28 protein-coding genes are annotated in these 26,729 nt (G+C 59.9%); 17 read left to right on the top strand and 11 right to left on the bottom strand.

Translation table 11 applies throughout. The features are described from left to right. Positions 1-9: 9 nt before the first annotated feature. The 7 genes from trpA to VLM75_12630 are packed head-to-tail and all read right to left on the bottom strand — an operon-like array spanning position 10 to position 6,365. On the bottom strand, positions 10-747 hold the full coding sequence (trpA, locus tag VLM75_12600; GenBank protein HSV97754.1) for a tryptophan synthase subunit alpha: 738 nt from the start codon (positions 745-747) through the stop codon (positions 10-12). After that, complete coding sequence (gene trpB, locus VLM75_12605; protein ID HSV97755.1) at positions 744-1,925, bottom strand: tryptophan synthase subunit beta; 1,182 nt, start codon at positions 1,923-1,925, stop codon at positions 744-746. Before trpB ends, trpA begins: the two co-directional genes overlap by 4 nt. Then, positions 1,906-2,538, bottom strand: coding sequence for a phosphoribosylanthranilate isomerase (locus VLM75_12610; protein ID HSV97756.1), 633 nt, complete (start codon positions 2,536-2,538; stop codon positions 1,906-1,908). The genes trpB and VLM75_12610 overlap by 20 nt, the downstream gene beginning before the upstream one ends. Next, the gene (locus tag VLM75_12615) at positions 2,528-3,298 is read right to left on the bottom strand and encodes an indole-3-glycerol-phosphate synthase (protein ID HSV97757.1); all 771 of its coding nucleotides are present in this window, start codon (positions 3,296-3,298) and stop codon (positions 2,528-2,530) included. The genes VLM75_12610 and VLM75_12615 overlap by 11 nt, the downstream gene beginning before the upstream one ends. Then, on the bottom strand, positions 3,288-4,307 hold the full coding sequence (gene trpD / locus VLM75_12620; GenBank protein HSV97758.1) for an anthranilate phosphoribosyltransferase: 1,020 nt from the start codon (positions 4,305-4,307) through the stop codon (positions 3,288-3,290). The genes VLM75_12615 and trpD overlap by 11 nt, the downstream gene beginning before the upstream one ends. Continuing rightward, complete coding sequence (locus VLM75_12625) at positions 4,304-4,858, bottom strand: aminodeoxychorismate/anthranilate synthase component II (GenBank protein ID HSV97759.1); 555 nt, start codon at positions 4,856-4,858, stop codon at positions 4,304-4,306. The genes trpD and VLM75_12625 overlap by 4 nt, the downstream gene beginning before the upstream one ends. Next, entirely contained in the window at positions 4,848-6,365 is a 1,518-nt protein-coding gene (locus VLM75_12630; GenBank protein HSV97760.1) for an anthranilate synthase component I family protein, read from the bottom strand. Before VLM75_12630 ends, VLM75_12625 begins: the two co-directional genes overlap by 11 nt. On the opposite strand from VLM75_12630, the gene VLM75_12635 reads away from it, so the two are divergent. The 8 genes from VLM75_12635 (at position 6,364) to VLM75_12670 (ending at position 11,591) form a co-directional block, all read left to right on the top strand. Next, complete coding sequence (locus VLM75_12635; GenBank protein HSV97761.1) at positions 6,364-6,825, top strand: hypothetical protein; 462 nt, start codon at positions 6,364-6,366, stop codon at positions 6,823-6,825. The genes VLM75_12630 and VLM75_12635 overlap by 2 nt on opposite strands. A gap of 3 nt (positions 6,826-6,828) precedes the next feature. Beyond that, on the top strand, positions 6,829-8,406 hold the full coding sequence (locus VLM75_12640; protein ID HSV97762.1) for a hypothetical protein: 1,578 nt from the start codon (positions 6,829-6,831) through the stop codon (positions 8,404-8,406). 206 nt (positions 8,407-8,612) lie between these two features. Further along, on the top strand, positions 8,613-8,897 hold the full coding sequence (locus tag VLM75_12645; GenBank protein ID HSV97763.1) for a hypothetical protein: 285 nt from the start codon (positions 8,613-8,615) through the stop codon (positions 8,895-8,897). A 118-nt stretch (positions 8,898-9,015) separates the two neighbouring features. Further along, positions 9,016-9,282 carry a DUF2442 domain-containing protein gene (locus tag VLM75_12650; GenBank protein ID HSV97764.1) on the top strand — a complete coding sequence of 89 codons (267 nt, stop codon included), beginning with the start codon at positions 9,016-9,018 and terminating at the stop codon, positions 9,280-9,282. Between the two features lie 264 nt (positions 9,283-9,546). After that, on the top strand, positions 9,547-9,945 hold the full coding sequence (locus VLM75_12655; protein ID HSV97765.1) for a HEPN domain-containing protein: 399 nt from the start codon (positions 9,547-9,549) through the stop codon (positions 9,943-9,945). Then, positions 9,918-10,223 (top strand): nucleotidyltransferase domain-containing protein, encoded by a 306-nt coding sequence (locus VLM75_12660; protein ID HSV97766.1) that lies wholly within the window; start codon positions 9,918-9,920, stop codon positions 10,221-10,223. Before VLM75_12655 ends, VLM75_12660 begins: the two co-directional genes overlap by 28 nt. A 26-nt stretch (positions 10,224-10,249) precedes the next feature. Next, positions 10,250-11,053 carry an MBL fold metallo-hydrolase gene (locus VLM75_12665; protein HSV97767.1) on the top strand — a complete coding sequence of 268 codons (804 nt, stop codon included), beginning with the start codon at positions 10,250-10,252 and terminating at the stop codon, positions 11,051-11,053. A gap of 130 nt (positions 11,054-11,183) precedes the next feature. After that, positions 11,184-11,591: a bacteriohemerythrin gene (locus tag VLM75_12670; GenBank protein HSV97768.1), complete on the top strand. Its 408-nt coding sequence runs from the start codon at positions 11,184-11,186 to the stop codon at positions 11,589-11,591. A gap of 82 nt (positions 11,592-11,673) precedes the next feature. Here the strand turns inward: VLM75_12670 and VLM75_12675 are convergent, their stop codons facing one another. After that, positions 11,674-13,092: a bile acid:sodium symporter family protein gene (locus VLM75_12675; protein ID HSV97769.1), complete on the bottom strand. Its 1,419-nt coding sequence runs from the start codon at positions 13,090-13,092 to the stop codon at positions 11,674-11,676. A gap of 336 nt (positions 13,093-13,428) precedes the next feature. On the opposite strand from VLM75_12675, the gene VLM75_12680 reads away from it, so the two are divergent. From VLM75_12680 to larA, 5 genes are all read left to right on the top strand, one after another. Beyond that, entirely contained in the window at positions 13,429-14,511 is a 1,083-nt protein-coding gene (locus VLM75_12680; protein HSV97770.1) for an ABC transporter substrate-binding protein, read from the top strand. Further along, complete coding sequence (locus VLM75_12685; GenBank protein HSV97771.1) at positions 14,501-16,648, top strand: histidine kinase dimerization/phosphoacceptor domain -containing protein; 2,148 nt, start codon at positions 14,501-14,503, stop codon at positions 16,646-16,648. Before VLM75_12680 ends, VLM75_12685 begins: the two co-directional genes overlap by 11 nt. A 140-nt stretch (positions 16,649-16,788) precedes the next feature. After that, positions 16,789-18,117, top strand: a complete 1,329-nt coding sequence (locus VLM75_12690) for an MFS transporter (GenBank protein ID HSV97772.1) — start codon at positions 16,789-16,791, stop codon at positions 18,115-18,117. Continuing rightward, positions 18,117-18,767, top strand: coding sequence for a flavodoxin family protein (locus VLM75_12695; protein ID HSV97773.1), 651 nt, complete (start codon positions 18,117-18,119; stop codon positions 18,765-18,767). Before VLM75_12690 ends, VLM75_12695 begins: the two co-directional genes overlap by 1 nt. A gap of 22 nt (positions 18,768-18,789) precedes the next feature. Further along, positions 18,790-20,058: a nickel-dependent lactate racemase gene (larA, locus tag VLM75_12700; GenBank protein HSV97774.1), complete on the top strand. Its 1,269-nt coding sequence runs from the start codon at positions 18,790-18,792 to the stop codon at positions 20,056-20,058. Between the two features lie 336 nt (positions 20,059-20,394). Here the strand turns inward: larA and VLM75_12705 are convergent, their stop codons facing one another. Then, the gene (locus tag VLM75_12705; protein ID HSV97775.1) at positions 20,395-21,054 is read right to left on the bottom strand and encodes a lysoplasmalogenase; all 660 of its coding nucleotides are present in this window, start codon (positions 21,052-21,054) and stop codon (positions 20,395-20,397) included. Between the two features lie 505 nt (positions 21,055-21,559). Here VLM75_12705 and VLM75_12710 point away from each other — a divergent pair. The 3 genes from VLM75_12710 (at position 21,560) to VLM75_12720 (ending at position 24,238) form a co-directional block, all read left to right on the top strand. Then, positions 21,560-23,431, top strand: coding sequence for an acyl-CoA dehydrogenase (locus VLM75_12710; protein ID HSV97776.1), 1,872 nt, complete (start codon positions 21,560-21,562; stop codon positions 23,429-23,431). 179 nt (positions 23,432-23,610) lie between these two features. Continuing rightward, positions 23,611-23,835, top strand: coding sequence for a hypothetical protein (locus VLM75_12715; GenBank protein ID HSV97777.1), 225 nt, complete (start codon positions 23,611-23,613; stop codon positions 23,833-23,835). Beyond that, a complete protein-coding gene (locus tag VLM75_12720; protein ID HSV97778.1) occupies positions 23,825-24,238 on the top strand; it encodes a PIN domain-containing protein in 414 nt (137 codons plus the stop codon). The genes VLM75_12715 and VLM75_12720 overlap by 11 nt, the downstream gene beginning before the upstream one ends. Positions 24,239-24,297: 59 nt before the next feature. On the opposite strand, the gene VLM75_12725 is transcribed toward VLM75_12720, so the two are convergent. Then, positions 24,298-24,984, bottom strand: a complete 687-nt coding sequence (locus tag VLM75_12725) for a LysE family transporter (protein HSV97779.1) — start codon at positions 24,982-24,984, stop codon at positions 24,298-24,300. Positions 24,985-25,296: 312 nt separating this feature from the next. Here VLM75_12725 and VLM75_12730 point away from each other — a divergent pair, with 312 nt between their 5' ends. Then, complete coding sequence (locus tag VLM75_12730; protein ID HSV97780.1) at positions 25,297-26,391, top strand: MBL fold metallo-hydrolase; 1,095 nt, start codon at positions 25,297-25,299, stop codon at positions 26,389-26,391. 76 nt (positions 26,392-26,467) lie between these two features. Here the strand turns inward: VLM75_12730 and VLM75_12735 are convergent. Further along, positions 26,468-26,729: hypothetical protein (locus tag VLM75_12735; protein HSV97781.1), on the bottom strand; the 262-nt coding region annotated here is incomplete at its 5' end.

Raw genomic sequence — 26,729 nt, forward strand, 5'->3', positions numbered from 1 at the left:
CTTCGCCCCTCACTCCCCCGCGAAGAGCGAGTCCAGATAGCGCCCGTACCCCTCAATGCCGCCCGAGCCCAGCGCCTCGACGACACCGGTGCCCACGATGAAACCGCCCGCAAGAGCCGCCGCCGCGCGCGCGTCGTCGGCGCTTCGTATGCCGAAGCCCAGCACCACCGGGACGGCGCTCGAGCGGCGCGCCTGCCGTATTTTCGAGCGCGTCGAGGAATCGAGGGTGAAGCCGCTTCCGGTTATGCCCCGGATCGAGACGAAATAGAGGAAGCCACGCGCCGCGCGCGCGATCTCGCGAATCTGCCCTGGGGTGTTCTCGGGCGTTGCGAAGTTGATGTAGTCGAGTCCCTGTGCGCCGAAGGCGTCGCGGAAGGGCGCGCTCTCGACGAAGGGGACGTCGGGCACAATGACGCCGTCGGCGCCCGCGCGCTTCGAGAGGTCCGCGAAGCGCGCGAGGCCCCTGTTATGGACCGGGTTCGCGTAGGTCATGAAGTAGATACGCTTCCCATCCGGCGCTTTCGCGCGGATATCCGAAACCGACCGCGCGAGGTCGTCCAGCCTGAAGCCGCGCTCCAGCACCGCCTCCGCGGCGCGGGCGATAACGGGCCCGTCGGCCACGGGATCGGAGAAGGGGACACCCACCTCGAGGAAATCGAATCGCTCCATGCCCAGAAGCGCGGCCGCTTTGAAGCGCTCCGCGTCGGGATAGTCGCCCATCAGGTATACGCCGTTATAGCCGTTCATGCCTTTAACGCCTCCTCGATTATTCCCACGTCCTTGTCGCCGCGACCCGAGAGATTGACGAGCACGGTCTTTCCGCGAAGTTTGCGGCGGTTCCTCATGACATAGCCCAGCGCGTGGCCGCTCTCGAGCGCCGGGAGTATTCCTTCGATGCGCGAGAGCGCCAGGCAGGCGTCGAGCGCGTCGCGGTCGGAGCATTCCGCGTAACGGACCGCGCCGCTGTCCTTGAAGAAGCTGTGCTCCGGGCCCACCCCGGCATAGTCCAGGCCCGCCGAGACGGAATGCACCGGGAGCACCTGCCCCTCGTCCGTCTGCAACAGATAGGTGCGGCTCCCCTGGAAAATTCCGGGGCGGCCCCTCCCGAGCGAGGCGCTGTGGTCGCCCGGCGCGTGCGAGCGCCCCCCCGCCTCCACGCCGACGAGCGTGCCGCCGGGCGATCCGAGAAATGCTGAAAATATCCCGGCGGCATTGCTCCCCCCGCCCACGCAGGCGACCACCATGTCCGGGTCGCGCCCCGTTATGCGGCGCATCTGTGAGCGGGCCTCCCCGCCTATCACCGACTGGAAATCACGCACAATCCGGGGAAAGGGCGCCGGGCCGATCACCGAACCGATGAGATAGTGGGTGCGCCGCGCGCTCGCCACCCAGTCGCGCATGGCCTCGCTCACGGCGTCCTTGAGCGTTCGCTGTCCCGATTCGACCGGCACCACCGAGGCGCCAAGGAGGCCCATGCGGTGGACGTTCGGCGCCTGGCGCGCGACGTCCTCGGCCCCCATGTAGACGCAGCACTCCATGCCCAGAAGGGCCGCCGCCGTGGCCGTGGCCACGCCGTGCTGACCGGCGCCGGTCTCGGCGATGACGCGCCGCTTGCCCATAAATTGAGCCAGGAGTATCTGCCCCAGCGTGTTGTTGAGCTTGTGCGAGCCGGTGTGCACCAGGTCTTCGCGCTTGAGGTAGAGTTCCAGGCCAAGCTTCGCGGAGAGCCGCCGCGCATGGTAGACCGGCGTGGGCCTTCCCGCGTAGTCGGCGAGGAGCCGCCGGTGCTCGCGGCGAATGGCCGCGTCTTTCCGGAAATGCCGGTAGGCGGCCTCCAGTTCGTACAGCGCGTTCATCAGGCTTTCGGGGACGAAACGACCGCCGTACTCGCCGAAGTAGCCGCGTTTATCGGGCATGTTTCTCATGATACACCTCACTCAGTGCGTCGAATAATTGCCGAATCTTTTCCTTCGATTTGATGCCGGGCGCGTCCTCTATCCCCGACGACACGTCGATGCCGAAGGGTCGCGCCGCGGTGAAGAGCCGTTCGACGTTCGCCGCGTTTATACCGCCCGCGATGATGGTCTTTTTGACATGCATAAAGCCGCAAAGCGCCCCCCAGTCGAAGGACTTTCCCGTTCCGCCGCCGGAGAGTTCGTCGTAGCGGTCGAGAAGCAGGAGGTCGTCGTCCACGGGCGCCCGGACCGACGCTAAATCAGCCGCATCGCGCAGGCGGTGTGCGTCGATGATCCGGATACGCTCCCGCAGCTTTTCGGCCGTCGCGCGGTCGTACACCTGCGCGAAGTCAAGCCGGGCGCTTTCCGCCAAGCGCGCAATCCCGTCCGCGTCGGTGCCGGTGAAGACGCCCACGCGCAGAATGCCCGTGCCGTCGAGCACCCGGGCGAGCACGCCGGCGCGCTGTGCGCTCACGAACCGTGGCGATGCCGGATGAAACACAAAGCCCGCTGCCGACACCGGAAACTCCGCCGCCGCGGCCAGGTCCTCCTCGCGCGTGAAGCCGCAGAGCTTAACAAACACGGCGCATCTCCCCGAGGAGGACTTGGGGATCGGCCGCGCGCATGAGGGCCGTCCCCACCAGGAAGAGCCGCACGCCCGTATGCTCGCGTGCCCGGCGCACGTCATCGGCCGAATCGATTCCGCTGGCGCAGACGCGCGTGATGCCGTCGGGAACGGCGCGCAGCGTTGCGAAGGCGGCATCGCGCTCGATCGCGAGCGTTTCGAGGTTTCTGGTGTTTACCATTACGATTCGCGGCGAAAGGGCAAGCATGCTGTCGAGCTCGCGTTCATCATGCACCTCCACAAGCGGCGCAATGCCGATGTCGAGCGTGCGGCGGTAGAGCGCGGCGAGGTCGCGCCGCGAGAGCATGCGCGCGACCAGGAGCACGAGGTCGGCCCCGAGCGCCGCGGCCAGGTCGATCTGCTCCGGGAAGCGAACAAACTCCTTGCAGAGCACGGGAACTTTTACCGCGCGCGCGGCGGAAGCCAGATCGTCCCACGAGCCACGGAAATACGTGGCGTCGGTGAGGACGCTGATGGCGGCGGCCCCCGCTTTCGCGTAGCGCGACGCCCGTTCACCGGCCCCGGCATCGGAGATGCGTCCCGCCGAGGGCGAGGCCTTTTTTATTTCGGCGATGATGCCCGTCGCGCCCTCGAGCACGGCCGGGCCGTTTGCCGCGCGCGAACGCGGCGGCGCGGCTGCAAGGCGCGCGCTGATGTCCGGAAGCTCGCGGCGCTTCAGCGCGGGCATTTTTCCCAGGCTGAAGCGCTTAGTGCGCATGGCGCTCTTCCCTGAGTGCCGAGAGCGTGGAGAGCACGGCCCCGCCGTGGATTGCACCCAGGGCCGTCGTGTAATACGACGGGATATCGCCCTCGCCGCGGTGGGCGAAGAGCGAGAGCGCGGCGTTGAGCGCGATGAGCTTGCCAAGGGGCGTTGGCGCGGACGAACCGATGGTTTCGATAAAACGGTCGGCGTTCTCCGCAGCCGTAAGGTTTTTGGGAAGCGTCGATGCTTCCTCGGATGTGATAAAGCGCTCCGGCTCGATGGTAAACGAGCGTACGCTTCGCCCGCTGACCACGCGCACCTCGGTGGGCGCCACGGGCGAGACCTCATCCATGCCGTCCGCCGCCGAGTAGACCACCGCAAAGTCGTAATCAAGCTGTGCGGCGACGCCCGCGTAGAGCGGGAGCAGGGACGGGTGAAACAGGCCGATCGCCTGCCGGCGCGGCGCGGCCGGGTTGGTGAGCGGCCCCAGGTAGTTGAAGATGGTGCGCACGCCAAGGGCCTTGCGCACCGCGCCGGCGAACCTCATGGCGGGATGATAATTCGGCGCGAAGAGGAAGACGAAACCGCGCTTTCGGAAATAGGCGGAGGCGTCGACGCCCGTAAGGCCTATCGGCACATCCAGCGCCTCCAGGAAATCGGCCGAGCCGCTTTTACTCGACACCGAGCGGTTGCCGTGTTTGGCTATGGGAACGCCGAGCGCGGCGAGCGTGAGCGCCACGGCGCTGGACACGTTGAACGAGCCCGAGTGGTCGCCCCCGGTGCCGCAGGTGTCGAAAAGCCCCCTGTCGCCGAGCTCGCAGGGCGCGGCGAATGCGCGCATGGAGCGCACCGCGCCCAGTATCTCCTCCGGCGTCTCGCGCCGCACTTTAAGCGCCACCACGGCCGCGGCGATCTCGATCTCCGAGACGGCCCCCTGGAATATGGCATTGAAAAGCCCCTCGCTCTCGAGGGCCGAGAGGGTGCCCCCCTCGGAAAGCCTTCGTATCTCATGTATCGCGCTCATCCGCATCCTCCTGTAAAATTCCTGAGCATTGTCAGACCGTGTTCGGTCAGGTACGACTCGGGGTGAAACTGCACGCCCCATGCGTTTCGTTCGCGGTGGCGCACCGCCATGATCTCGCCATCGGAGGCGCGCGCCATTACCTCCAAACACGCCGGAAGCGAGTCCTCTCGCGCGGCCAGGCTGTGGTAGCGCACCGCGTCGAACTCCTCCGGCACGCCGGAAAAGAGCTCGCCGCCGCGATGGCGCACGCGGTCCACCTTGCCGTGCATCACTCGCATGGCGCGCACCACTTCTCCACCGAGAACAAGCACCATGGCCTGCATCCCCAGGCACACGCCCAGAAGCGGCGTGCCGTTACTCGTACGGATGATGTCGAGCGTAATGCCGGAGTTCTCCGGTCCGGAAGGCCCCGGCGAAAGAATGATGCCGCGATAGCGGTGAAGATCGATCGACGAGAGCGGCGTGTCGTTGCGCACCACCTCGATCTCTTCGCCCAGCACGCGGAAGTACTCCACCAGGTTGTAGGTGAAGGAATCGTAGTTATCTACCATTAGCAACACGGGCGGCCTCCTCCATATCGTTTTCGCGCGCGTACCGAAGGCTTATCGAAAGGGCGCGCAGCTTGTGGACGATCTCGTCGTACTCGCGCTCGGGCACGCTGTCGTGCACGATGCCCGCGCCCGCCTGGATGTAGCGATGAACGCCGTCGAACACCGCGGTGCGGATGGTGATGCAGGTGTCCAGGCAGCCGTTGTAGCCGATATAGCCGACCGCCCCTGCGTAGACGCCGCGCGCGTGTCCCTCCATGGAGTCGATGAGCTCCATCGCGCGCACCTTCGGGGCGCCGCTCACCGTGCCCGCCGGGAAGGTCTCGCGCAGCGCGTCCACGGCGTCGCGCCCGGGGCCGAGCGTACAGCGCGTAAGGGAAACGAGGTGGATGACGTGCGAGTAGTCCTCGGGCTCCATAAAGCGCTCCACCCGTACGCTCCCTGGCGCGGCGATGCGGCCCAGGTCGTTGCGCGCGAGGTCGACCAGCATGAGGTGCTCGGCGCGCTCCTTGGGGTCGCCGAGGAGCCGGGCGCGGTTCTCGCGGTTTTCGCGCGCCGTCTTCCCGCGCGGCAAGGTTCCCGCTATGGGTTTAAGGAACACCGTGCCACGGTCCACCTTAACGTGGATCTCGGGCGAGCTTCCCACTATGTAGCGCCCATTCTGTTTAAGGAAGAACATGTAGGGCGACGGATTGACCGAGCGGAGCTTGAGATAAAAAAGGTAGGGGTCCACGCGGTCACTGATGTCGGCGCGCATGCTCAGCACCACCTGTATGGCCTCGCCGGCGGCGATCTCTTCCTTCGCGGCGCGCACCTTCTCCTCGAAGACCGCGCGCTCCTCGCGGAAGCTCATGGAAATCGGCTCCGGGCGCGAGGGAAGATACGGCAGGGTGGTGCGCGAGACGCGCGCGATGATGTCGCGCTCCATCTCCTCCAGGCGCCCGGCCGCCCGGAGGTATTGTTCGGCGATCGGCCGCTCCGGGTCCACGTACAGGCAAACGGCCGCATGACTGCGATCCAATCTATTGTCGTACACGATGAAGTCGTCAACTTGAACAAGGAAGGCCGCGGGAACGTCAGCATCACGCCGAACGCTTTTCCGCAGAATTCCGGTCTCGTTCACCAGGTCGTACGCGAAATAGCCGGCCAGCCCACCGTTGAAGCTCCCGAAACGCGGGTATGAGGGCGAGCTGAGGCGGGCCAGGTCCTCTTTCAGGAAGTCGAAGAGGTTGATGCGCCGGCGCGTGCGCACGCCGTCGACCTCCTCATCCACAAAGGGCGGCGTGCAGCACAGCGTGCGGCGCGCCCCCAGGCCGATGAACGAAAAACGGTTCCACGCCCCGCCGGCGCGCGCGCTCTCGAGGAGCACCACCTGCGGCGCGTCCTCGAGCGCCTTCAGGAGCGAAAGCAGCCCCACCGCCGAGAGGTTGAGCTCGCGGTAGAGCGGTATCCGGTTGTGGCGGCGCGCCAGGCGTCGCACGGCCGGCAGCGAAGGATAGAGGGGCGTCATGTCGTTTCTCCTGTGTGCTGAAAATAAAAAGGCCGCGGGATCGCTTGCGATTCCCACGGCCTTTTTGCCCGTAAAAAAGCCGCGGGTGGTTGCCCACCCGCGGCCTGCATTTTCAGATTATGCCATAACCGTGCCGGAGGACAACCCCTTGGTCGTCCACCACCAGCACTGCCTCGCGATGTTCGTTCTCGTTTTCATTGCGCTTGTGTGCGTTCCGGTTCTCATTGACTGCGGGATTATGGGGGATGTATCGTGTGGGTGTCAAGGATTTTTTAGAATTTTTTTTGGGGCGATTGCAAGTAAGCAAGCGAGCTGCAAACATCCCGGAAAACACGCCAGATGCGGCCTCATCGTACAGGCGGAAATAATGGTTTTAACGCTTGATAAAAACATCCCCCCATTGTCATCTTGCAAAATAGTAGTGATAGATAATAAATCCATGAAATCATGTACGCGGTAATAATTGAAATCGATAATCAATAAACCACTGTCCAAATGGTGGAACGACGTCAAAGAACACTACCGGCCCGATGAAATATTGAAATTTCTTCAGAATAACAGGCATATTCTTGAAGATCGCATCTCCCGACTGGATAACAATAAGTACCTGTACAGATGGGTGCACCGATTCTTCTCGCTGTTCTCGGAAGTCGCGGGAATAATCGACCGCGTTTTCTCGCTCGTCCTGCGCCTTCTCCTGCTCATGCCCGTGGTGCGAATCGGAATTCAAAAATATCGGGACTGGATAAACCATTTAAATTTCAGGGAATTCGTCGAGTTTATAAGGGCGAAAATGTACTCTCTCAGACATCCTCCGCACAACGAGGGCGAGATGAGACTCATCGAAGAGATCATGGAGTACGCCTCGAAACATGGTTTCGATTATAAAACGCTGATTCCCGGAGCCCGGAAAAAATACGTTGAAAAGAAAAACCAGTTGATGCAGCATAAATATTTTCAGGAGTTTTCAAAAACGGTGCTCGAAAGGCTTCTCGCCATTCAGTTTTCATTTCACCGCAATATTTTCCCCGTACTCCCCGATTCGGCGTTCTGGCATAAATTCTTCGAGTTCCTTGAGCGCAGAAAAGTCATCGATGTAATCCTCGTAAATAAAAATGAAAAACGCACCTCTTTCAAATCTGGCACATCGGAAGAAATAGCCTCGACTGACGTAATGGGTATTCTGAAACGTTTGACCGCGATCAAAAACGCCGGCCGCCGTATCTTTTTTATCGGCCATCACGAGGGATATCTCGGACCGTATTTTGTACGAAGCGTCATCCGCAAACTCGGGTTCGATACGCTGACGAAAAACTGCAACACGGTTGTTGGCCCAAGAATGTTTTCCAATCTCGTTCTTCGAAACGGCGCGGCAAATGTCGGGAATCTTTTTCTCACCGTGCCATCGCAGAAAACGACGTCAATCCAGACCCGCGGGCTCGCCGAGGAGCTCCGGAAAACCGCGAAACGGACCCAGTGCCTCATAAAGATGCCCGACCCCGGTCTTAAAATGATACTGGAAAACGAATACGCCGACTTCATGAACGCGTTCGTACGGGGCGACGCCAAAAGCTTCGAGATCTGCACCTCCTCGCTCGAACTGGGCGAGCTTCGGGATCTCAGGGCGTTTTTCAAAAAATACGGCTTCCCCGAAACCATGAAAGAGTTCAGCATGGAGGATTACACCCTGTTCAAAAATGTCCTGGGCGAGAGTTTCCTGATCTTCCCCGAGGGCTCGCGCTCCTACGTGGACCCCGACGGTGCGGTGGTGATGAAATACATCAACCCCAAATACTTCGAGGCGTACATGAGGCCGGGCGATTACATAGCCCCCGTCAACCTTGTCGGCGGATCGGACCTCACCCGGGGCTGGCGCCTCAAACGCGCGATGCTCGGCATATCGATGGACGACCCGTTCGAGGTAACGGCCAAAATGCTGAAAAACTTCGAAGAAGCCGGCCTCGCCGTAATGAAAAAAATAGCGGCCCTCCCCAATATAAAAATCGTGCGGTTCAAGGAAGAGATACAGTTCAGATCGTAAGCCGCGGACCGTTTCGACCTCACCCCCTCACCCCCTCACCCCCTCTCCCATTAAGCTCGGAAGAAAGGAGAGGGGGAGTTGACATGATGAGCTTAAGGTTTAAGAGCCCTCGCCCTTCGGGAGAGGGCGCGCCGGCGGCGGGGTGAGGGCGAAACGGGCCCGGCGTCGTTTCGCTCGTCCTCGCCGATGGAAGGCAGTCCGGCGACATGCAGATCGGCGGGCTTCTCTCGCTCGGCGTGTCGAACGCCGACGAAACGGGACCGGCGCCTCGGCCGGGAATTATCTTGACGGCGACCCCGCGCCATGGGGGGACGCGTCGATGGACCCCGGCGCTTAATACGAGCCCGTACTTTATCGCCAAGAGCTTCGCGGTGCTCTACCCGGCGCGGACGGCGGTGTCCGACCTCGAGATGGAGGGCATGGCCTATTTCGCGACGGTGCCGCCGGGCTTTCGTGTCGCTTTGCATTGTTCCCGATACCGCTCGGAATGAATCACTGTTTGCTGCCGTGCGTGGAAAACAACCGGGTATGGTATCGTTCCGCCGAAATCTTTGCGGAATATATAAAAACTGGTTCTTGAACACATGACGCTATTGCTGGAAAAATATAATAAGTTACATAGCGGCAAAACAATCAACCGAACTCGAATCCGCCGCTCTCAGGGCCCGGTCGGAGGGGAGGACCGTTTTAGCGGAGCTTGCCGATGGAAGGATAATCGGTTTCCCGGCGGATCGTTTTGCCATTTTGAAAACCGCCGGCGAAGACCAACTCAGGGAAGTCCCCCTGCGCCCGAATGGATACGCGCTGCGCTGGGAATCGCTTGAAGAAGACATCACGGTGCCGGGCATAATCGCCGGTCATTTCGAGCCGCCCTGATTCATCCTCTAATTCCCCATCCTCCACAAAAACCGCGTGACAATCCGCTCCCCCAGCCGTAGCCTTGCGCGCATGGTGTTCGTAGCGCAATGTTTCAACCGGATAGTCCCGGTATGCGAAAAGTGAACCGGCCTGCGACCCGCCTGCCGGGACAATGCGGATCAGGTGGTAAAATACATTGACATCCGTCGCGACTGATGTACAATAAAGACACCTGAGAAAATGAGTCAAACGCGAGACGTTACATAAACATCTGTTGCGGCCATGGAAATTAAAGAAAAAACCGGCTATTGGACCAACCTTGCCGTCGACGACCTCGACTCGGCCGAGATAATGCTGGAAAAGAAGAAATACTTGCAGTCGGGCTTTTACTGCCATCAGACGATTGAGAAGATTTTAAAGGCGTATTACTGGTACACCAGAGAGCAGGATCCACCCTATACCCACAACCTGATGAAACTTGCGGAGGCCGGCGGCCTGGTAGAGCTGTTGACCGAGGAACGGAAAAGGCTTATGGATATATTGATGCCTCTTAATATCGAAGCGAGGTATCCCGATAACAAGATGGCGTTGCTGAAAACGCTCACTCATTCGAGATCAACGGGACTATACCGGCAGACAAAAGAGATGTTTTTATGGATGAGATCACTGATAGAAAAATAAGGGAATACGCCGATCTTGTCAGGCGCATCATGCCCGTCAGCGCGATCGTTTTATACGGCAGCCATGCGCGAGGGGAAGAGCGCGGGGACAGCGATATCGATATCGCCGTTGTGGTCGACGAGCTGAGAGGGGATTTTCTCGATGTAAACGCGCGCCTGTTCGCCCTGTGTCGCGAAGTGGACGTCGCGATAGAGCCGAAGCTCATTGTAAAAAAGAACAACGCGAGCGGGTTCCTCGAAAGCATCTTGAAGTACGGTAAAGTGATCGATCCCGAATAATCTCCCCCGCCCCGAACAAAAACCGCGTGACAATCCGCTCCCCCAGCCGTAGCCTTGCGCGCATGGTGCTCATCTCGCTCCAGTCCGGAAGCAACGGCAACTGCGTTTACGTGGAGTCCGGCGGCGTGCGCCTCCTCTTCGACGCAGGGATCAGCGGCCGAAGGGCGCGCGAGCGGCTGGCCGCACACGGGCGCGACATCCGCGGCGTCGACGCGCTCATTATATCGCACGACCACGCCGATCACGTCTCATGTGCGGGCGTGTATCACCGCATGTTCGGAGCGCCGCTTCTCGTCTCCGATCGCACGCTCGATGCGGCGTGCGCGAAGTATGAGATGCGACGCCTGAGCGACGTGCGCCATTTCCGGCCCGGCGAAACGCTCCGCTTCGGACACGTACGCGTACAGACCATCCCAACGCCCCACGACGGCGCCGACGGGGCCGCCTTCGTGGTCGATGACGGAAATGTCCGTCTTGCCGTCCTTACCGACCTGGGGCACGTCTTCGGCGACCTGCGTTCGGTCATCGCCTCGGCCGACGCCGTTTTCCTGGAAAGCAACTACGATCCGGGCATGCTCGCCGGTGGGCCGTATCCCGCCGCGCTCAAGCGGCGTATCAGCGGCGCGGGCGGGCACCTCTCGAACGAGGAGGCGGCGGCGCTCCTTGCCGGTTCCGCTTCGTCTGGGCTCAGATGGGTGTGCCTGGCGCACCTTTCGCAGGAAAACAATACGCCCGAACATGCGCTTGCCGCGCACCGGAACGCGCTGGGAAGCGGCGTTGTCCTGCACCTGGCCCCGCGTTACGGCACATCCCCCTTGCTCAAACTCTGAGGACTCGGGAAGGGCCGCGAATCGCCCGCCGGTCTGCCTCTAAAAACGGATTGACCGCGGGCCCGAAGCGTGTGTATACAGCCTGTTATGGCGCCACGGCGCCGATATCATACTGCATGGAGGAAGCACGATGCCGTTTCTATCCTGGAACGATAAATACGCGGTCGGCGTCGCCGAGATCGACGAGCAGCACCGCCACCTCTTCAAACTCACCAACGATTTCCACGACGCGCTGACCGTCGGCTCGGCGAGGCGGAACCTGGGCGACGCGCTCGACGCGCTGGTCGACTACGCCCGCCGCCACTTCGGCTCGGAAGAGAAGCTCATGAGCGAGTGCGCTTATCCGGAGCTCGCGAACCAGAAGATCGAGCACGACCGGCTTACACGCGAGGCGCTCGAATTCAGGGCGCGCTTCATGGAAGGGAAGCCCGTCTCGACACTCGAGTTCGCCAAAGTTCTCTCGGACTGGCTCGTCAATCATATCATCGTAATGGACAAGAAGATCGGCATCTACATCAAAACGAGGGGCGCGAAGTAGCGGTAATCGCAAACACGCCGCGGGTATCGCTCCCGCGGCGTGTCGGTAATAAGCGTCAGGGTGCGCGTTCAGCCCTCCGTCATCAGTATTCCCCGTTTTCGACCGGGAATTCGTATTCGGATGCCGGCTTAACCGGAAGCAGCTTTTTGTAAATCGCTATCGAGATAAATCCCGCCACGTACATCCACAGGCCGAAGATCGCCGAGGTGAAGAACATCGAGCTGTAGAAGTCGCCCATGTAATCCTGAATGAGAAGAGCGATCGCCATGGCGAGCGAGGCGTTGCGCAGTCCCGTCTCGAGCGAAATGGCCCTGGTCTGATAGTTGTTGATGCCGATGAGCTTCGGAATCACGGCCCCGAGGAGCATTCCCATCAGCGTCAGGACGAAGACCATGGTGTAAAACGCGAATCCGTAGCGCTCGGTGTCGGAGAACATATCGAGGTTGCCGAGCAGCCCCGCGCCGATGAGGAAGAGGAGCGCGATGACGCCAAGCGCCGAGAAGAAAGGCGTCGCCTTCGTCGCGAAGTTCGGCCAGCGGTTGCGGACCGACATGCCCACCGCAAGCGGGACGATCACCAGTATGATGATGGTCTGGATGACCATTTTCACCGGGATGCTGACCTCGGGAACATGAGCGCAATAGACCGTGAGCAGAAGCGGTGTGAAGAAGATGGAGAGCACCGTCGAGAACGAGGTGAGCGAAATCGAAAGCGCGAGGTCGCCCTTGGCATAGTAGGTCATGAGGTTCGAGGTGACCCCGCCGGGGCTCACCGCGATGAGCACCATTCCGACGAAGACGAAGGGGAATGCCTCGTAAAAACCGAGCGCCCTGCCAAGCCCGACGGCGACAAGCGGCATGATCGCCCACTGTAAAAACGCGCCGGCAAGCATACCCTTCGGTTTCTGGAACACGATCTTGAAGTCCTTCATGGTAAGAGTGAGGCCCATGCCCAGCATTACGAAAAAGAGCATGAGGACGATCGATATCTTGAATATCCTGTCCAGAGGGAGCTGTTTGGGCTTCTCCATGAAATGGGCGAATAAGTAGGTCTCGCCGTCCACGGTTCCCTTTATGGTCTGGATCTTGAACGTCAGCCTGTCCTCGAGCATTTTTTCGAGGTTCGCGTAGCGCGACGCTAAGCCCTCTTTTTCGAGTGTTTCCTTCGACGGTACGGCGAGGATGAAAAGCTCTCCCTTGATGCTGCGCACCAGAAAGATGCTGGTCGCATCACCGGTCACCGTGGCCGCGCTTGCTTTTAAAAGCCTCAGGTGGCCCTGAAACTCGGTTTCGTTCGCGTTCCTCCAGTCCAGCTTCCTCGACGCCTCGTTGAGCTTCTTGATGAGCGTCAGGTCTCCGGTGCCCTTTGCGGCTATGGAAAGGCGGCGGTACATATCTTCGTCGGCGTATGCGATGGATGAAACGAATAGCGCGATGACCAGCGCCACCGTCGCTCGAATGGCGGTTGCGGCTCTTCCGCCTTTTAGACCGGTTTGATTCATTATCCAACCCCCTGTTGTTTTTATCTGCCCGTCTCTCAGTCGCGGCGGGCCGCGATAGAGGTGATGTACAAGACGCCGGCCGTCCGTGTGTCCCCGGATCGTAAAGTGATTTGTTCAAAAGACCACCTGCCGAATTTCTCCGGCCATGGCGGAATATCCGTACGCCGTTTAGCGTGTCCAAAGAACAAAATTTACATGAAGACGACACACTGTACACATATAACCTTATCGAGAATGTGTCAATTATTTATTGCGGGACCGGCCTCGCCTCTGAAATACTATTTGCATTAATAATCCGGCGCTTCCATAATCAGGTATCTGGTGTGAGAGAATCAAATGACCGGGAAACGATATATCGCCGCGATTGCGGTACTGGGCCTTGCCGGAATGGTGTTGCATGACGGGTGTTCCCGCGGGGACAATGTCAAAATAGCCGTCATGACCAGGCTCCAGTCCGGGTCCACCGTAGGGTCGAGCGAGATCAACGCCTGCAAGCTCTTCCTTGAAGAGCGCGGAGTGCGGAACATCGAGATCGCGCCTTTCAACGACGACTGGGAGCCAAGGCGGGCCCTCGAGGCATATGCCGAGATGCGTTCGCAGGGTGTACGGATACTGATTACCAGCCACGTCTCCACCTGCGCGCTCGCCCTGCGGGAATCGATAAACAGGGACCGGGTCTTCACCATGGTCACCGGCTCGGCCACTGAAGAGCTCTCGGGAAGCGACGATTATATATTCCGCAACGTGCAGGACGTCCGCACCGAGCAGAAGAGCATGGCCGAATACGTCAACGGCCTTCCGGGAGGGGCGCTTCTCGTTATCCGCGATACTGACAACCATTCATACACCACGCCGGCACTGGGGTATTTCCTGGCGGGTCTTAAAAAGCACTCGGTCCGGGTGATCGACTTTTCGGTCTCCTCGCTCGATACGGCGGCGCTCGAGGGCGAAATACGAAAACGGCCCTTCGATAACGTTTATATGCTTGTGGGCGGATACAAGGTGGTGGCGGGAACGATCGCCCAGATGGCGAAAAAGGCGAGCCCCGGCGCCCGGATACTCTTTACCCCCTGGATGAAGACCCCGGCCCTTCTGCAAACGCTCGGCGGCGCCGTGAAGGACGCTGTTATGCCTTCGCATTACCCGCCCCGGGGCGAGTCCAGGGCCGTCGACGAGTATGTGACCGAATTCAAAAAGCGTTTCGGCTACGCCCCCACGTACATCAGCCTGAACGTCTACGCGGCCCTGGAGATACTTTCGGCCGCGGTCGCGGAGGGAAACACGACACCCGATGAAATCAAATCCTATATTCTCGAAACAAAAAGGTTTGAGACCAGGTTCGGCCCGGTGGTCTTCGATGCGTACGGCGACGTCACGAGGCCGTTGTACTTTATAACAGGTCTCGAAAATGAATTTTAGGCCGATGCGCTCCATACGAAACATCTTCGCAGCGCTCGAGGGCGTCACTCTGGTTGTCGCGATCCTCTTTGTGGTGGTGCTTTTCCGCCTCATTGGGGGCGAGATTAAGAATTCTTTTCTTAGAGGCCAGGCGCTCGATGTAGACATGGTCGAGACGACCATCATGCGTTTCATCGAGGAGAACAGAAGCCTGTTCGCCGTTTTTGTCGGCATACCCGACAAAAACACGTCCTCCACGCTCCTTGACAATTTTACCGATATATATTACTGCGATACCGGTTACGTCATTACCCGTATCGTCAAGAAAGAGCCGGGAAGCCCGATTTTTCCCGGTTACGACCTGGGCGAAAACATGCTCTCGGGAATGCTCGCGAAGATCGACGGCTCAACGCCGGTTGTTTCGGCCGTGTTTCGCTCGCCCGAGGACGAGCGGCTGAGCGTCTACGTGGGCGCGCGGACGGGTCCGGGGTATTTGGTTGGCAGGATCGGGTTCGCCCCTCTCAACTCGGCGCTTCAGAGAATCGCGGATCACAGCGGCAGTATCGTGATCATCGCCACGGAGGACGGTTATATTCTTTCGAGTTCGGGAAACCCGCTGAACATCCATATATTGCCCGACGGAGAAAGCAGCGAGATGAACGTCGCCGGGGTCGATTACCTTTACATGCGCAAGCACAGCCAGGCACTCGGCAAAGACATCGCCATCCTCACGCCGGGCAGCACGGTGTACGCGCTTTTAAACAGCGTAGAGCGTTACTCGCGCCTGTTCATCATACTCTTCGCGCTGATAATACTCGCCAAGATCGTCGGGCAGACGGTGCTGATCATGCGCCCCTTCGACAGGTTCAGCGCCCTCATACGGCGCTGGGAGCCCGACGCGCCGGCCACCGAGGTCCCGCCGGAATTTTTTCAGTACGAGGAGATCGCTTCGCTCTATAAAAGCTTCAACGACAAGTCGGAGCAGATACATGACGCGGTGAAGGCGCTCCGGGAAAGCGAGGGGCTCCTTAAAATTCAGCGCGATCTCGGCATGGCGCTGGGAAGCGCCGCGGAGCTCGCTCCGGCGGTCGAGCTCATACTCGAGGCCGCGCTCAGGATCGAGGGGATTGACAGCGGGGGCATCTATCTCGTCGACGAAGAGACGGGTGCGGTCGAGCTGGCGTGCTCCGCCGGCCTTTCAATTGAATTCATGAACGCGGTGAAACGGTACGACGTTGATTCCCCGAACGCGCGCGTTGTCATGGAGGGGCTGCCGCGCTATCTCGAGCGTCACGAAATCGGCGATAATACGCCGGACATAACACGGCAGGCGACTGTCTTGCGGGAGGGACTAAAGGCGCTTGCCGTGGTGCCGGTCCAGTACCGGGGCAAGAGCATCGCCTGTATAAACCTTGCCTCCAGGAGCGTCTCCCTCATCCCGCAGTCCTTGCGCGACACGCTCGAGTCAATGGCCTCCATGCTGGGTAGCGCTATCGTCCGCATACAGAACCAAGGCCGGGTGGCGGCCTCGCTGCGCGAAAAGGAAATCCTCCTTAAAGAGATACACCACCGGGTGAAGAACAATTTCCAGGTGATAATAAGCCTGCTCAACCTGCACTCGAATAACATAAAGAACGAGGAGCTGCTGCGGCATTTCAACGATTCGCGCAACCGCATCCGCGCGATGGCCCTCATCCACGAGAAGCTCTACCAGTCAGGCGATTTCGCCAACGTAGACTTCGCCGCGCACATGGAGACGCTCGCCTCGGAGCTCTGTTCGCTCTATTCCTCTCCCTCGAATCCCGTCGCGTGCAGGTTCAACGTCGAGCGGATCAACATCCCGATCGATCTCGCCATTCCCTGTTCGCTCATCGTCAACGAGATCCTTTCCAACTCGTTTAAATACGCGTTCCCCCCTTCGTGGGGGGGGAGCGCCGAAATACTTCTAAAAATGCGCGGGCGGGAAGACGGTTCGGTCGAGCTTGAAATATCGGATAACGGCGTCGGAATCCCGGAGGGCGTCGAGATGGGGGCGGCCGATGCCCGGACGCTGGGCCTTTCCCTCATCGGCCTCCTCGCCCACCAGATAAAGGCGACGCTCGAGCTTGACAGGGCCGGCGGAACGCGCTACACCATCGTTTTCCGGGGCGGGGAGTAGCGCGAATTTATTTGTTGATTATTCACGGTTCGAATGTAGCATCTGCGTATCTTCTCCGTGATTTACGTCCCCGGCGGTCTCCGGTAATCGCGAAGGTAGCGGACCCTCCGGGCAACTCCACCGATTAAGGGGTATTCCATATGGCGACCGTTGCGAGGGCCTCGAAGAAGGAGATTTTCGGCTGGGCGATGTTCGATTTCGCCAACTCGTCGTACACCACCGTCATCGTCACCGTGGTCTTCAGCGTCATCTTTCCGCGGCTCATCGTGGGCGACGCGCCCGAGTACCGCACCGGCAATCTGCTCTGGAGCCTCTCGCTCTCCATGAGCTATTTCCTGGTGCTGCTCTCCGCGCCCGTGTTCGGCGCCATCATGGACTACACCGCCGCCAAGAAGAGGTTCCTCTTCGCGGCGACCCTGCTGACGGTGCTTGCCACATCATCACTTTATTTCGTGACTCCCGGCGCGGTGTATCTGGGGATGTTTCTCATCGTGATCTCGAACATCGGCTTCTCGCTCTCGGAGTCGTTCGTATCGAGCTTCCTGACCAACCTCGGGCCTCCCGAGGACCTTGGCAAGATCTCCGGCTACGCTTGGGGCTTCGGCTATTTCGGAGGCCTTTTTTCGACGGCGCTGGTGATGTTCGGGCTCGGCGCGATCACCATGGAGAACTTCCCAAGCCTTCGCTTCGTCGGTCCCATTACAGGCGCCTTCTTCCTGCTGGCGGCCATTCCCACCTTCCTGTGGGTGCGCGAGCCCGGGAAGCCGCGGACGCTTCCCGCCGGCCGCAGCTACGTCGGTATCGGTATCGAGCGCATCCGCAAGACCATCGTCGACATAAAGGATTATCGCGACCTCGCCATCCTTCTCGGGTCCTTCTTCTTCGCCTATGCGGGACTCTCGATCGTCATAAGCTTTGCGTTCATCTACGGCGACCAGGTGATCAAGTGGACGCCGCTGACGCAGATGCTCATGTTCGTCATCACGCAGTTCACCGCGGCCGGCGGCGCGTTTTTCTTCGGCCTCCTTCAAGACCGCTGGGGCCCCAAGCGCACCTTCATGCTGACGCTCGTGCTGTGGGTCATCGCCGTCACGCTCATCTACGGGGTCGACGACGTTACCGGCTTTCTCAACGGCCTCATGGGCACGTCGATCGAAACGCAGAAGATGTTTCTGGTCGTGGGATCGCTCGCGGGCCTCGGCCTGGGCGCCACGCAGTCGGCCTGCCGGGCAATGGTCGGAATCTTCGCGCCCGAGTCCAAGTCGGGCGAGTTCTTCGGCCTGTGGGGGCTTACCGGCAGGCTCGCCGCGATCTTCGGCCTCATGGGACTGGGCTTTTTACAGGTGTTGTTCGGGCTGAAGAACGCGGTGCTGTTGTGTTCGATATTCTTTGTCATCTCGATCTGCGTGGTCTTCTTCGTCAACGAGAAGCGCGGCCGTGCGGCCGCCGTTGAGCACGAAGGCGAGTGATGAACCTCTCGGTCATGGGCGTTTCCGGGAGCCCCGTTAAGAACGGCAATGTCGAGCTTTTCATGCGCGCGATGCTCGGCGAGGCGGCGCGGCGCGGCGCCTCGGTCGAGGCCGCGCACCTCTCGCGGCTCGACGTCCGCGACTGCGTGCACTGCAATTTCTGCCTGCGGAAACAGGAGCCGGGCCGCTACTGCTCCATCAAGGACGACGCGCAGGGACTCTTCGAAAATGCCGAGCGCGCCGACATCCTCCTGCTCGCAAGCCCGGTCTATTTCATGCGCACGAGCGGCCGCATGGCCTGTTTTCTGGACCGCCTGCGCGTCTTCGTCTTCGGAAACGTCGCCGGCGGAAGGATGCGCGACAAGATCGGCGTGAGCGCCGCGGTGGCCTGGGCGCGCCACGGCGGGTTCGAGACCACGCACCTGTCGCACCTGTACGCATTCCTCACCCTCGAGATGATACCCGCCAGCGCTCACGATTCCATAAGCCCGCTGGGCGCCTCGGCCGTGGCGAGCAAAGAGGGCGCCGGGGGATTCGACCCGGAGGTGCGCCTTGGCGCGGAACGCGACCTCGCGGGCATCGAATCCGGCCTGGCGATCGTCGCGCGCGCGATGGATCTCGCCGCGGTGATGAAGCGGGGAATGTGTTAGGCCCCGCCGAAGGAATAATCGCATGAAACTCACCCTGCCATACGGGCGAACGGGGCTCGAACTCGAGCTTCCCGATTCAGTCACCATCATTCGGGGAGCGGGCGCAGCGGCGCTTCCCGATCCCGTCCGCGCGCTTGCCGCGTCGCTCGAAAAACCGATCGAATCCGCGTCCCTGCGGGACCGAGTGAAGGGTAAAGACCGCGTGGCGATTGTCCATTCCGACATCACCCGCGCCACGCCGAACGGCCTCATCCTGCCGCCCATCCTCGAAGTCCTGGCGGCGGCGGGCGTGCCTGAACGTAATATTACGCTGATCAACGCCACCGGTATGCACCGGGCGCAGACCGACACGGAGCTGCGCTCCATGCTGGGCGACGATATCGTCGCGCGCCATAAAATCGTCCAGCACGACGCGCGTGATACCGCGATGCTCGTCCGTGCGGGCGCCACCTCTTCCGGAAACGAGTTGTACCTCAACCGCGCATGGATGGAGGCGGATTTCCGCATAGCGACCGGCTTCATAGAGCCGCACTTCTTCGCCGGGTACAGCGGAGGCCCCAAGGCCGTATTGCCGGGTGTAGCCGGAGAGTCGAACATCCTGTACAACCACCGCGCCTCGAACATCGATCATCCGCGCGCGACATGGGGCGTTACCGACGGCAATCCTGTATGGGAGGAGATGGCGGAAGCGGCACGAATCGCGCGTATGGATTTCCTCGTAAACGTTGCGCTGGACGGCGCCGGGAATATAACCGCGGTATTCGCGGGAAGCCCGGAGGCCGCGCACCGGGCCGGTTGCGCGCACGTTCGAGCGCACGCCATGGCGGTCGTCGACGCGCCGTTCGATATCGTGATAACGTCGAACAGCGGCTATCCGCTCGACCAGAACCTCTACCAGGCCGTGAAGGGGATGAGCGCCGCCGCCGGGGTTACGGCATACGGCGGCTCGATCATTCTGGCGGCCGCCTGCGAGGAGGGCCTGCCCGAGGGGAGCTGTTACGACCGGCTGCTCTCGCGCTTCCGCGACCCCGAGTCGTTCCTTACGGCGCTCGAGGACGGCGGCGTTTACGAGGCCGAGCAGTGGCAGGTGCAGGTGCAGGCGAAGATTCTTTTTAAAAACGAGGTGTTTCTCTACAGCGACGGACTCGCCGATTCCGAGATCGAGCGGGCGATGCTTCGCCCCTGTGCCGATATCCCATCAAAGCTTGCCGAGCTCCTCAAGCGCTACGGGGAGCGCGCACGCGTCGCCGCGCTCCCCGACGGGCCGCAGTGCATACCGTATGTGCGGTAGTTTGTTAAATTTATATTAGAGTTGTTGAGTAACTGGGAATGAGGGCCGTTTTACAAGTCTATTCTAAATAAAGCCGATCTCCGGTTCGGCTGAACGGCAGCGCGCGGGGAAAAGGCTCCGAAGCCTGCGGAACTCGGACAGAGCGGGGAAGACTCGGACAGAGCGGGGAAGACTCGGACAGTCCTCGGCTTCTCCGCCCTTTTCCCCGCGCGCTGCCGTGGCATGTTTGAATTAAAATGACCCAGCCGACCTCCATCAGTCGACAAGGCCGAGCGGTCTGCCGTATGCCATGTTCCTCCCGCGCGGACTCCGGGGCGGAAATTTTTAATCGAAATTTTAGAACATCAGGTACCCCTGCACCAGCAGAAGCTGGCCGGCCAGGTAGGTGCTCATGGTGTACACGCGCTCGTTCGCGATCTCGCGGGCGAACTTGTTGTAGGCGTTGATGATGTCCGAGACCATGAAGACGAAGGAGCCCGCCATCGCCGTAAGCACTCCGCCGAGCAAGGCCGATCCCATGGGAAGCACCGTGGCGGCGCCCATCGCCACGAAGATGACGGTGTAGGCGAGTATCGCTTTTTTCATCGCGCCAGCATGCGGCCCTATGAGCCGGTAGCCGAACACGCCCGTGGCGATATAGGGAACAAGGAGGAGCCATGCGGCCGCCGGGAACCTTTCCATCCCGGAAATATACGACGCGAAGACGATGATGTAAAAAACGTGTCCCAGCAGAAAAGCCACAAGCCCCGGCCGGAAGTAGCGCCGCGTTTTGTCTGGATCGGGAACCATCAGGAAGATGTCGCCCAGCCAGCCGAAACCTATCGCCGCGAGCATGAAGCCGTTGGGCGCCTCGGTGGAAAACAGGTAATAGAGCGCGAGCGCGGGCATTAGCAGGGGTTTCACGAAGTAGCGCCCCGGCATGTATTTGAATCCTTCGCTTACAACGTGCGCCGCCGCCAGCGCGATGAATACCACAAGTAAAACGGTTGGCGTCATTGAGGCACCTCCTTGTCTCAGGGTGTCGATCCGCTTATTAACGAACATCTACTTCTTTAGATCAATTCTTTTTCACTTACGCCGTTGTACCGCCCGCGGTGAATCGTCATCGAACGGCCGCTTCGAGACAGGGCCCGGTCGCGCTGTTCGCGGGCCGATCAGGCCTTTTTAAGCGCCTCAATGAGCTTTTTGAGATGCCGCTCGGTCGCGCGGATGATTTCCTCGGACGCTACGTCATCATGGTATTGCATGATGTCCTCCACAGTCAAGTGTAGTTTATTTCCGAACCTTCATGGCCTGCCGCTCTCACGCCGCGGGAAATATACCACCGGAAACGGGGGCCTTACACTTAATTAATCGGCAGGGGCGGAAAATCATAATTGACAAAAAATACACTAATATTATTTTACAACATACAAGCATATATAATGATATATAAAAATACAGTCATGCCCATTGGGGCGACACGTCGCATATTGATCTATGATAAGCACAGGAGGACGCAATGGCACTCAATCCGCTCGTCGATTCACGTGATCTCCGCTTCACCCTCTTCGAACTGCTCGAGGTCGACAAACTTACCGCGCTTCCGAAGTACGCCGACTTCGACCGGGGCATGTTCGAGGACGTCATTGACCTGGCCGAAAAGATCGCCGTGGAGCAGGTATACCCAATAAGCGCCGAGTCGGAAAAGCAGGGCGTTAAATACGATCCCGCCACCAAAAAGGTGACCGTGCCCGAGGGATTCAAGCCGGCGCTCAAGGCCTATAACGAGGCCGGTTTCATCGCAATACCCGAAGACCCGGAAATCGGCGGGATGGGAATGCCCGCCTGCGTCGCCATTGCCGCCAGCGAGATCTTCACCGCGGCAAGCCTGGCCTTTACGACGTATCCGGGCCTCACGCACGGCGCGGCGATGCTCATCGAGAGCTTCGGCAGCGACGAGCTTAAAAAGCAATTTATCCCGAAGATGTTTTCCGGGGAGTGGGGCGGTACCATGTGCCTTACCGAGCCGGACGCGGGCTCGGACGTTGGCAACCTCAAGGCGAAAGCGGTTCGCCAGGCCGACGGCACCTTTAAAATCACCGGGCAGAAGATATTCATCACCTCCGGCGACAACGACGTCTATTCGAACATCATCCACCCGGTGCTGGCCCGCATCGAAGGCGACCCGCCCGGGACCAAGGGCATCTCGATATTCATGGTGCCAAAGTTCCGCGTAAAGTCCGACGGAAGCCTTGGCGAGTTCAACGATGTCGTCTGCACCGGTATCGAACACAAGATGGGCATCCACGCCTCGGCCACCTGCACGCTCTCCTTCGGCGACAACGGCGACTGTATCGGCTGGATCCTCGGCAAAGAGCGGCAGGGCATGAAAATCATGTTCCAGATGATGAACGAGGCGCGCCTTGGCGTGGCCATGCAGGGCCTCGCGCTCTCAACCACGGCATATATGCACGCGGTCACCTACGCGAAGAACCGGATACAGGGCGTGCACGTAACGCAGATGCTCAACCCCGACGCGCCGAAGGTCTCCATCAGCCAGCACCCCGACGTCAAGCGGATGCTGCTGTGGATGAAGTCCCATGTTGAAGGCATGCGGATGCTGGTCTACTGTCTGGCGCACAATATCAACCTCATGCACGTGCTCGAGGGCGACGCGATGAAGGAGGTTCAGGGCCTTGTCGAAATCCTCATCCCCATTTGCAAGGCGGGATGCACCGACAGCGCGCTCTATGTCACCTCCGAAGCCGTGCAGGTCTACGGCGGCTACGGCTACTGCTCGGACTATCCCGTGGAGCGGTATCTGCGCGACGCAAAGATAACCGCCATCTACGAGGGCTCTAACGGCATCCAGTCCATGGACCTCACCATGCGAAAAATCCTCATGAACCCGGAGCAGTTCAACTTCACGACCTGGAAGAAGCGCGTGGCCGAAACGGTCGCGAAGGCGAAGGGTGTCGTCGAGGACAAGTATATCAATGTAGTGGAAAAGGGCATGGCGCGGCTCGACGAGGTGATCGAGTCGCTCAAGGCCGATATGGCGGGCGGCAAATTCCTCAACATCTTCGCCAACGCAACGCCGTTGCAGCAGGCCATGTTCATGATGTCGCTCGCGTGGGTGCACCTGTGGAGCCTCACCATCTGCATGCCGAAGATGAAGGGCCTGGTCGGCGACGCAAAGGGAGAGGAGCGCGAAAAGCTCCTTAACGACAACGCCGAGGCCGCTTATTATTCCGGGAAGGTGCTCTCGTCGCAGTTCTACCTGGGCGCCGAGTTCCCCAAGTTCTTCGGCAGGGCCGACGCCATACTCTTCGGCGAGATGTCCCCCGTCAAGGCGTCCGACGCGGTCTTCACCGGTGCGCCGCTCGAGTAGGATGCATCCTAAAATCATGCCGATAACAAAGGCCGTCCCGTGAGAGCGGGGCGGCCTTTCCGTTCTTGTATCAGCGAAAAACCGCGCCGGATAGGGGTGTCGGAGTATTATTTCCCGATTTTTCCTTGATTGATTCACGGTATATGTGTACACTTAATATGTGTAAAAGGAGGTTCCCGATGCCCAATATTACGCTGTCGCTGGACGAGGCCCTGTTAAATAAAGCGCGGGAACTGGCCCGCCGCCAGTCCACGAGCCTCAACGGTCTCGTCCGCGCGCTGCTCGAAGAGCGTGTTTCCGGGGAAAAGGAATTATGGCTTGAGGACGTGTTCGCGAGGACCGACAGCAGCCGTGTCGGCTCGCACGGGCGCAGGTGGAAGAGGGAAGACCTTTATGAAAAATAAGGTCTTTCTCGATACGAATGTGCTGGTATATTCGATCGATTCCGATGCCCGCAAGAAGAGGGATGTGGCCAGGACCCTGCTCGGGAACGTCTTTAAAGAGGGAAATGGATTTCTCTCCACCCAGGTGCTTCAAGAGTTCTTTGTCGCGGCGACCCGAAAGCTCGGCATGGAGCCGCTCGAGGCGAAGGAGCTTATACGGGCCTGGGGGCGCTATAACGTGATCACTGTCACCCGTGAGATCATCGAAGAGGCGGTCGATATTTCAATACTCAACCGGCTGTCGTACTGGGACGGAGCGATTATCGCCTCGGCCCGGGCCGCCGGGTGCGGTGTTCTCTATACTGAAGACCTCAGTCACGAACAGGTGATCGGCGGCGTGCGGATTGAAAATCCCTTTGCGTGAAGCGATCGACGGTCACGCGCTTTGAGCAACTCATTGCGCGCCGGAAAGCGGCGCATACCCTAAAACTTCGACAGGACCGGCTGTGTATAGTTGAATACAATCGCGAGGAGCTGCCACCCGAAGTAGCCGATGAGGACGACCAGGAGCGCCATCAGCCCCACCTGCATGCGGTCGATGTACCTCTCGGGGAAGGCCTTTCCCATCCGGTGAAGCACATACGCGATAAAGACCAAGTAACTCCCGAGACCGGTACAGCCCCCGAGTATAAAGATAAGCTTGATGGGCGCGGTGATCTCGCTGAAAACCGACAGATCGATAAAGAGCTTGAATCCTATGACCCACCAGATGATAATTCCGGGATTGGTTATGGCGATGCTGAACCCGGTGAGAAATGAAAAGCGCTTTTTATAGACGAGCGGCGAATCCCCGGGATGGCAGACGTGGCGGAATTCCCGGTACGATCGGTACAGCAGAAACGACAGAACGAGTACGCCCAGCGAATAGATGATGATCTGCGACTGCTTGAGCACGAGGAAGTGCCCGATACCGAAGAGCGTGAGCGCGCCGTAAATGAAGTCCGAAGTCACCGACCCCGCCGCCACGGCGAACGCGGGAAACAGGTGTCCGTTTATGGCCCTCCTGGCAACGTCGACCTGCACGGCGCCAACGGGTATAGCGGACAGGAAGCCAAGGAACATGCTGAATCCGATCAGCACGGCGAATTTCGAACAGATGATCCAGTTCATGGCGCAATCCGCATTTGTATCCCTTTTAACGGGGATTTGTCAAATAAAAATATACCTCGCGGCGTCGATTCAAGCCGCTTTAAGTTATTTAAGTTGTCAAGGAGGCTATTTGTTTTATGTGCGATAAATCCCGCATATGTTACCTATCCGGGAGTGCTCCGGTTCCCCGCCGGGAGAGCTTTTTTCTCCGTCTCTACCGTAAGGAGTGTCGGCTATCTGCGGGATTCGTGGCAACTCCGGCATACAATGAGACGTAGAGGTTTTTGTTTTGGAGTATATACATTCAAAGTAATATAGTGGGGATGCATTACGGTGATCATACAACGGTACTGGCGGGTCGCGGTGATAATTCTCGCGGCCGGAGTTTTCCTGGCGTCGCATTCGCCGCCGGGCGCCGAAGGTTTTGACGAGGCGGCCTGGAGGGCGAAGGTGCTCGGGGCCGAGCCCGCGAAACTCAGGGGGCCGAACATCGAAAACGGGCGTTTTCTGAATCCGTGGATGCCCATGGAGCACGCCGGTTTTTCCCGCATGATCAAGTGGCGTCTGACCCGAAAGGCGGAGTATAGCGATGAGGAAAAGAAGCATCTTCCGGTGATCCAGAACGGCGCGCCGCGGAGAATCGCCGCCCTCAATGGTAATGATTTCATCCTCTGGGTCGGACACGCGAGCTTTCTCATCCATTCCGGGGGCGAGTACTGGCTGACCGACCCGGTCTTCTCCAAACGGGCGGCTCTCCCGGCGCGGAAGACCCCGCCGGGCATGAGCGCGCGAGAGGTGAACGACCTGGGCGGAAGGCTAAACGTTGTCATCTCGCATAACCATTTCGACCACCTGGATTCCGCCAGCATACGGGATCTTCGCGACGACGCGCGCTTTTTCGTGCCGAAAGGGCTCGGCGGGTATATCCGTTCGCTCGGCAAGAAAGACGTCGTCGAGATGGACTGGTGGGAAGAGCGCGACCTTGGCGGCGACAGGAAGATGGTGTGCCTTCCGATGCAGCACTGGTCGCTCCGCATCGGCCAGGGGCGAAACACCACGCTGTGGGCGAGCTTCCTCATCATCACCCCCGAACGAAAAGTTTACTTCGCGGGCGACAGCGGATACTTCATCGGCTACCGCGAGATCGGACGCCGCTGGCCGCACATCGATTACGTGCTCATGCCGGTTACGGCCTACCATCCGCGCTGGTTCATGCACTACGCGCACATGAACGCCGACGAGGCGCTCGATGCCTTCGCCGATCTGGGCGCGCGGCACTTCATCCCTACCCAGTGGGGGACCTTCCCCCTCGGCGACGAGCCGCCCGGCTATCCCGCGCTCGATCTTCGCAGAAAAATACGCGCGCGGGGTCTGGACGCATCGCGCTTTCACATCATGGACATCGGCGGGATCGTGGAGATGCGGTGAAGGCGCGGATGGCGCGGATGGCGCGGATATCCATCCGCGCTTTCACCGTGCCATCCTCCCGCATATCGGATATATACTACATCGTCGCCTTTGCACCGGCGTAGAACGAGCGTCCGGCGGTCTTGTATCCCGCTACGTTCTGGTAGTCCGCGTCGGTGAGGTTTTCGACGCGGCCGAACACCTGGAAATGATCCGTAATCCAGTACGAGGCGTACAGGTCCAGTCGGTGGTAGTCGTCGAGCGTTACATTATGCGTTGTCCATCCCTCAAACCATACATCGTCGCGCTTGCCGCCGTAGGTGTACGACAGGTTCAGGTTGCCGCCGGGCAGGAAAGCC

It is taken from the genome of Spirochaetota bacterium, assembly GCA_035477215.1.
GTDB lineage: Bacteria > Spirochaetota > UBA4802 > UBA4802 > UBA5368 > MVZN01.

Bases quoted from the DNA above. Each gene is read 5' to 3' on its own strand.
- trpA (HSV97754.1), bottom strand. From the start codon at position 747: ATGAACGGCTATAACGGCGTATACCTGATGGGCGACTATCCCGACGCG.
- trpB (HSV97755.1), bottom strand. From the start codon at position 1,925: ATGAGAAACATGCCCGATAAACGCGGCTACTTCGGCGAGTACGGCGGT.
- VLM75_12615 (HSV97757.1), bottom strand. From the start codon at position 3,298: ATGCGCACTAAGCGCTTCAGCCTGGGAAAAATGCCCGCGCTGAAGCGC.
- trpD (HSV97758.1), bottom strand. From the start codon at position 4,307: ATGAGCGCGATACATGAGATACGAAGGCTTTCCGAGGGGGGCACCCTC.
- VLM75_12625 (HSV97759.1), bottom strand. From the start codon at position 4,858: ATGGTAGATAACTACGATTCCTTCACCTACAACCTGGTGGAGTACTTC.
- VLM75_12635 (HSV97761.1), top strand. From the start codon at position 6,364: ATGTCGTTTCTCCTGTGTGCTGAAAATAAAAAGGCCGCGGGATCGCTT.
- VLM75_12630 (HSV97760.1), bottom strand. From the start codon at position 6,365: ATGACGCCCCTCTATCCTTCGCTGCCGGCCGTGCGACGCCTGGCGCGC.
- VLM75_12645 (HSV97763.1), top strand. From the start codon at position 8,613: ATGCAGATCGGCGGGCTTCTCTCGCTCGGCGTGTCGAACGCCGACGAA.
- VLM75_12655 (HSV97765.1), top strand. From the start codon at position 9,547: ATGGAAATTAAAGAAAAAACCGGCTATTGGACCAACCTTGCCGTCGAC.
- VLM75_12660 (HSV97766.1), top strand. From the start codon at position 9,918: ATGGATGAGATCACTGATAGAAAAATAAGGGAATACGCCGATCTTGTC.
- VLM75_12670 (HSV97768.1), top strand. From the start codon at position 11,184: ATGCCGTTTCTATCCTGGAACGATAAATACGCGGTCGGCGTCGCCGAG.
- VLM75_12675 (HSV97769.1), bottom strand. From the start codon at position 13,092: ATGAATCAAACCGGTCTAAAAGGCGGAAGAGCCGCAACCGCCATTCGA.
- VLM75_12680 (HSV97770.1), top strand. From the start codon at position 13,429: ATGACCGGGAAACGATATATCGCCGCGATTGCGGTACTGGGCCTTGCC.
- VLM75_12685 (HSV97771.1), top strand. From the start codon at position 14,501: ATGAATTTTAGGCCGATGCGCTCCATACGAAACATCTTCGCAGCGCTC.
- VLM75_12690 (HSV97772.1), top strand. From the start codon at position 16,789: ATGGCGACCGTTGCGAGGGCCTCGAAGAAGGAGATTTTCGGCTGGGCG.
- VLM75_12695 (HSV97773.1), top strand. From the start codon at position 18,117: ATGAACCTCTCGGTCATGGGCGTTTCCGGGAGCCCCGTTAAGAACGGC.
- larA (HSV97774.1), top strand. From the start codon at position 18,790: ATGAAACTCACCCTGCCATACGGGCGAACGGGGCTCGAACTCGAGCTT.
- VLM75_12705 (HSV97775.1), bottom strand. From the start codon at position 21,054: ATGACGCCAACCGTTTTACTTGTGGTATTCATCGCGCTGGCGGCGGCG.
- VLM75_12710 (HSV97776.1), top strand. From the start codon at position 21,560: ATGGCACTCAATCCGCTCGTCGATTCACGTGATCTCCGCTTCACCCTC.
- VLM75_12715 (HSV97777.1), top strand. From the start codon at position 23,611: ATGCCCAATATTACGCTGTCGCTGGACGAGGCCCTGTTAAATAAAGCG.
- VLM75_12720 (HSV97778.1), top strand. From the start codon at position 23,825: ATGAAAAATAAGGTCTTTCTCGATACGAATGTGCTGGTATATTCGATC.
- VLM75_12725 (HSV97779.1), bottom strand. From the start codon at position 24,984: ATGAACTGGATCATCTGTTCGAAATTCGCCGTGCTGATCGGATTCAGC.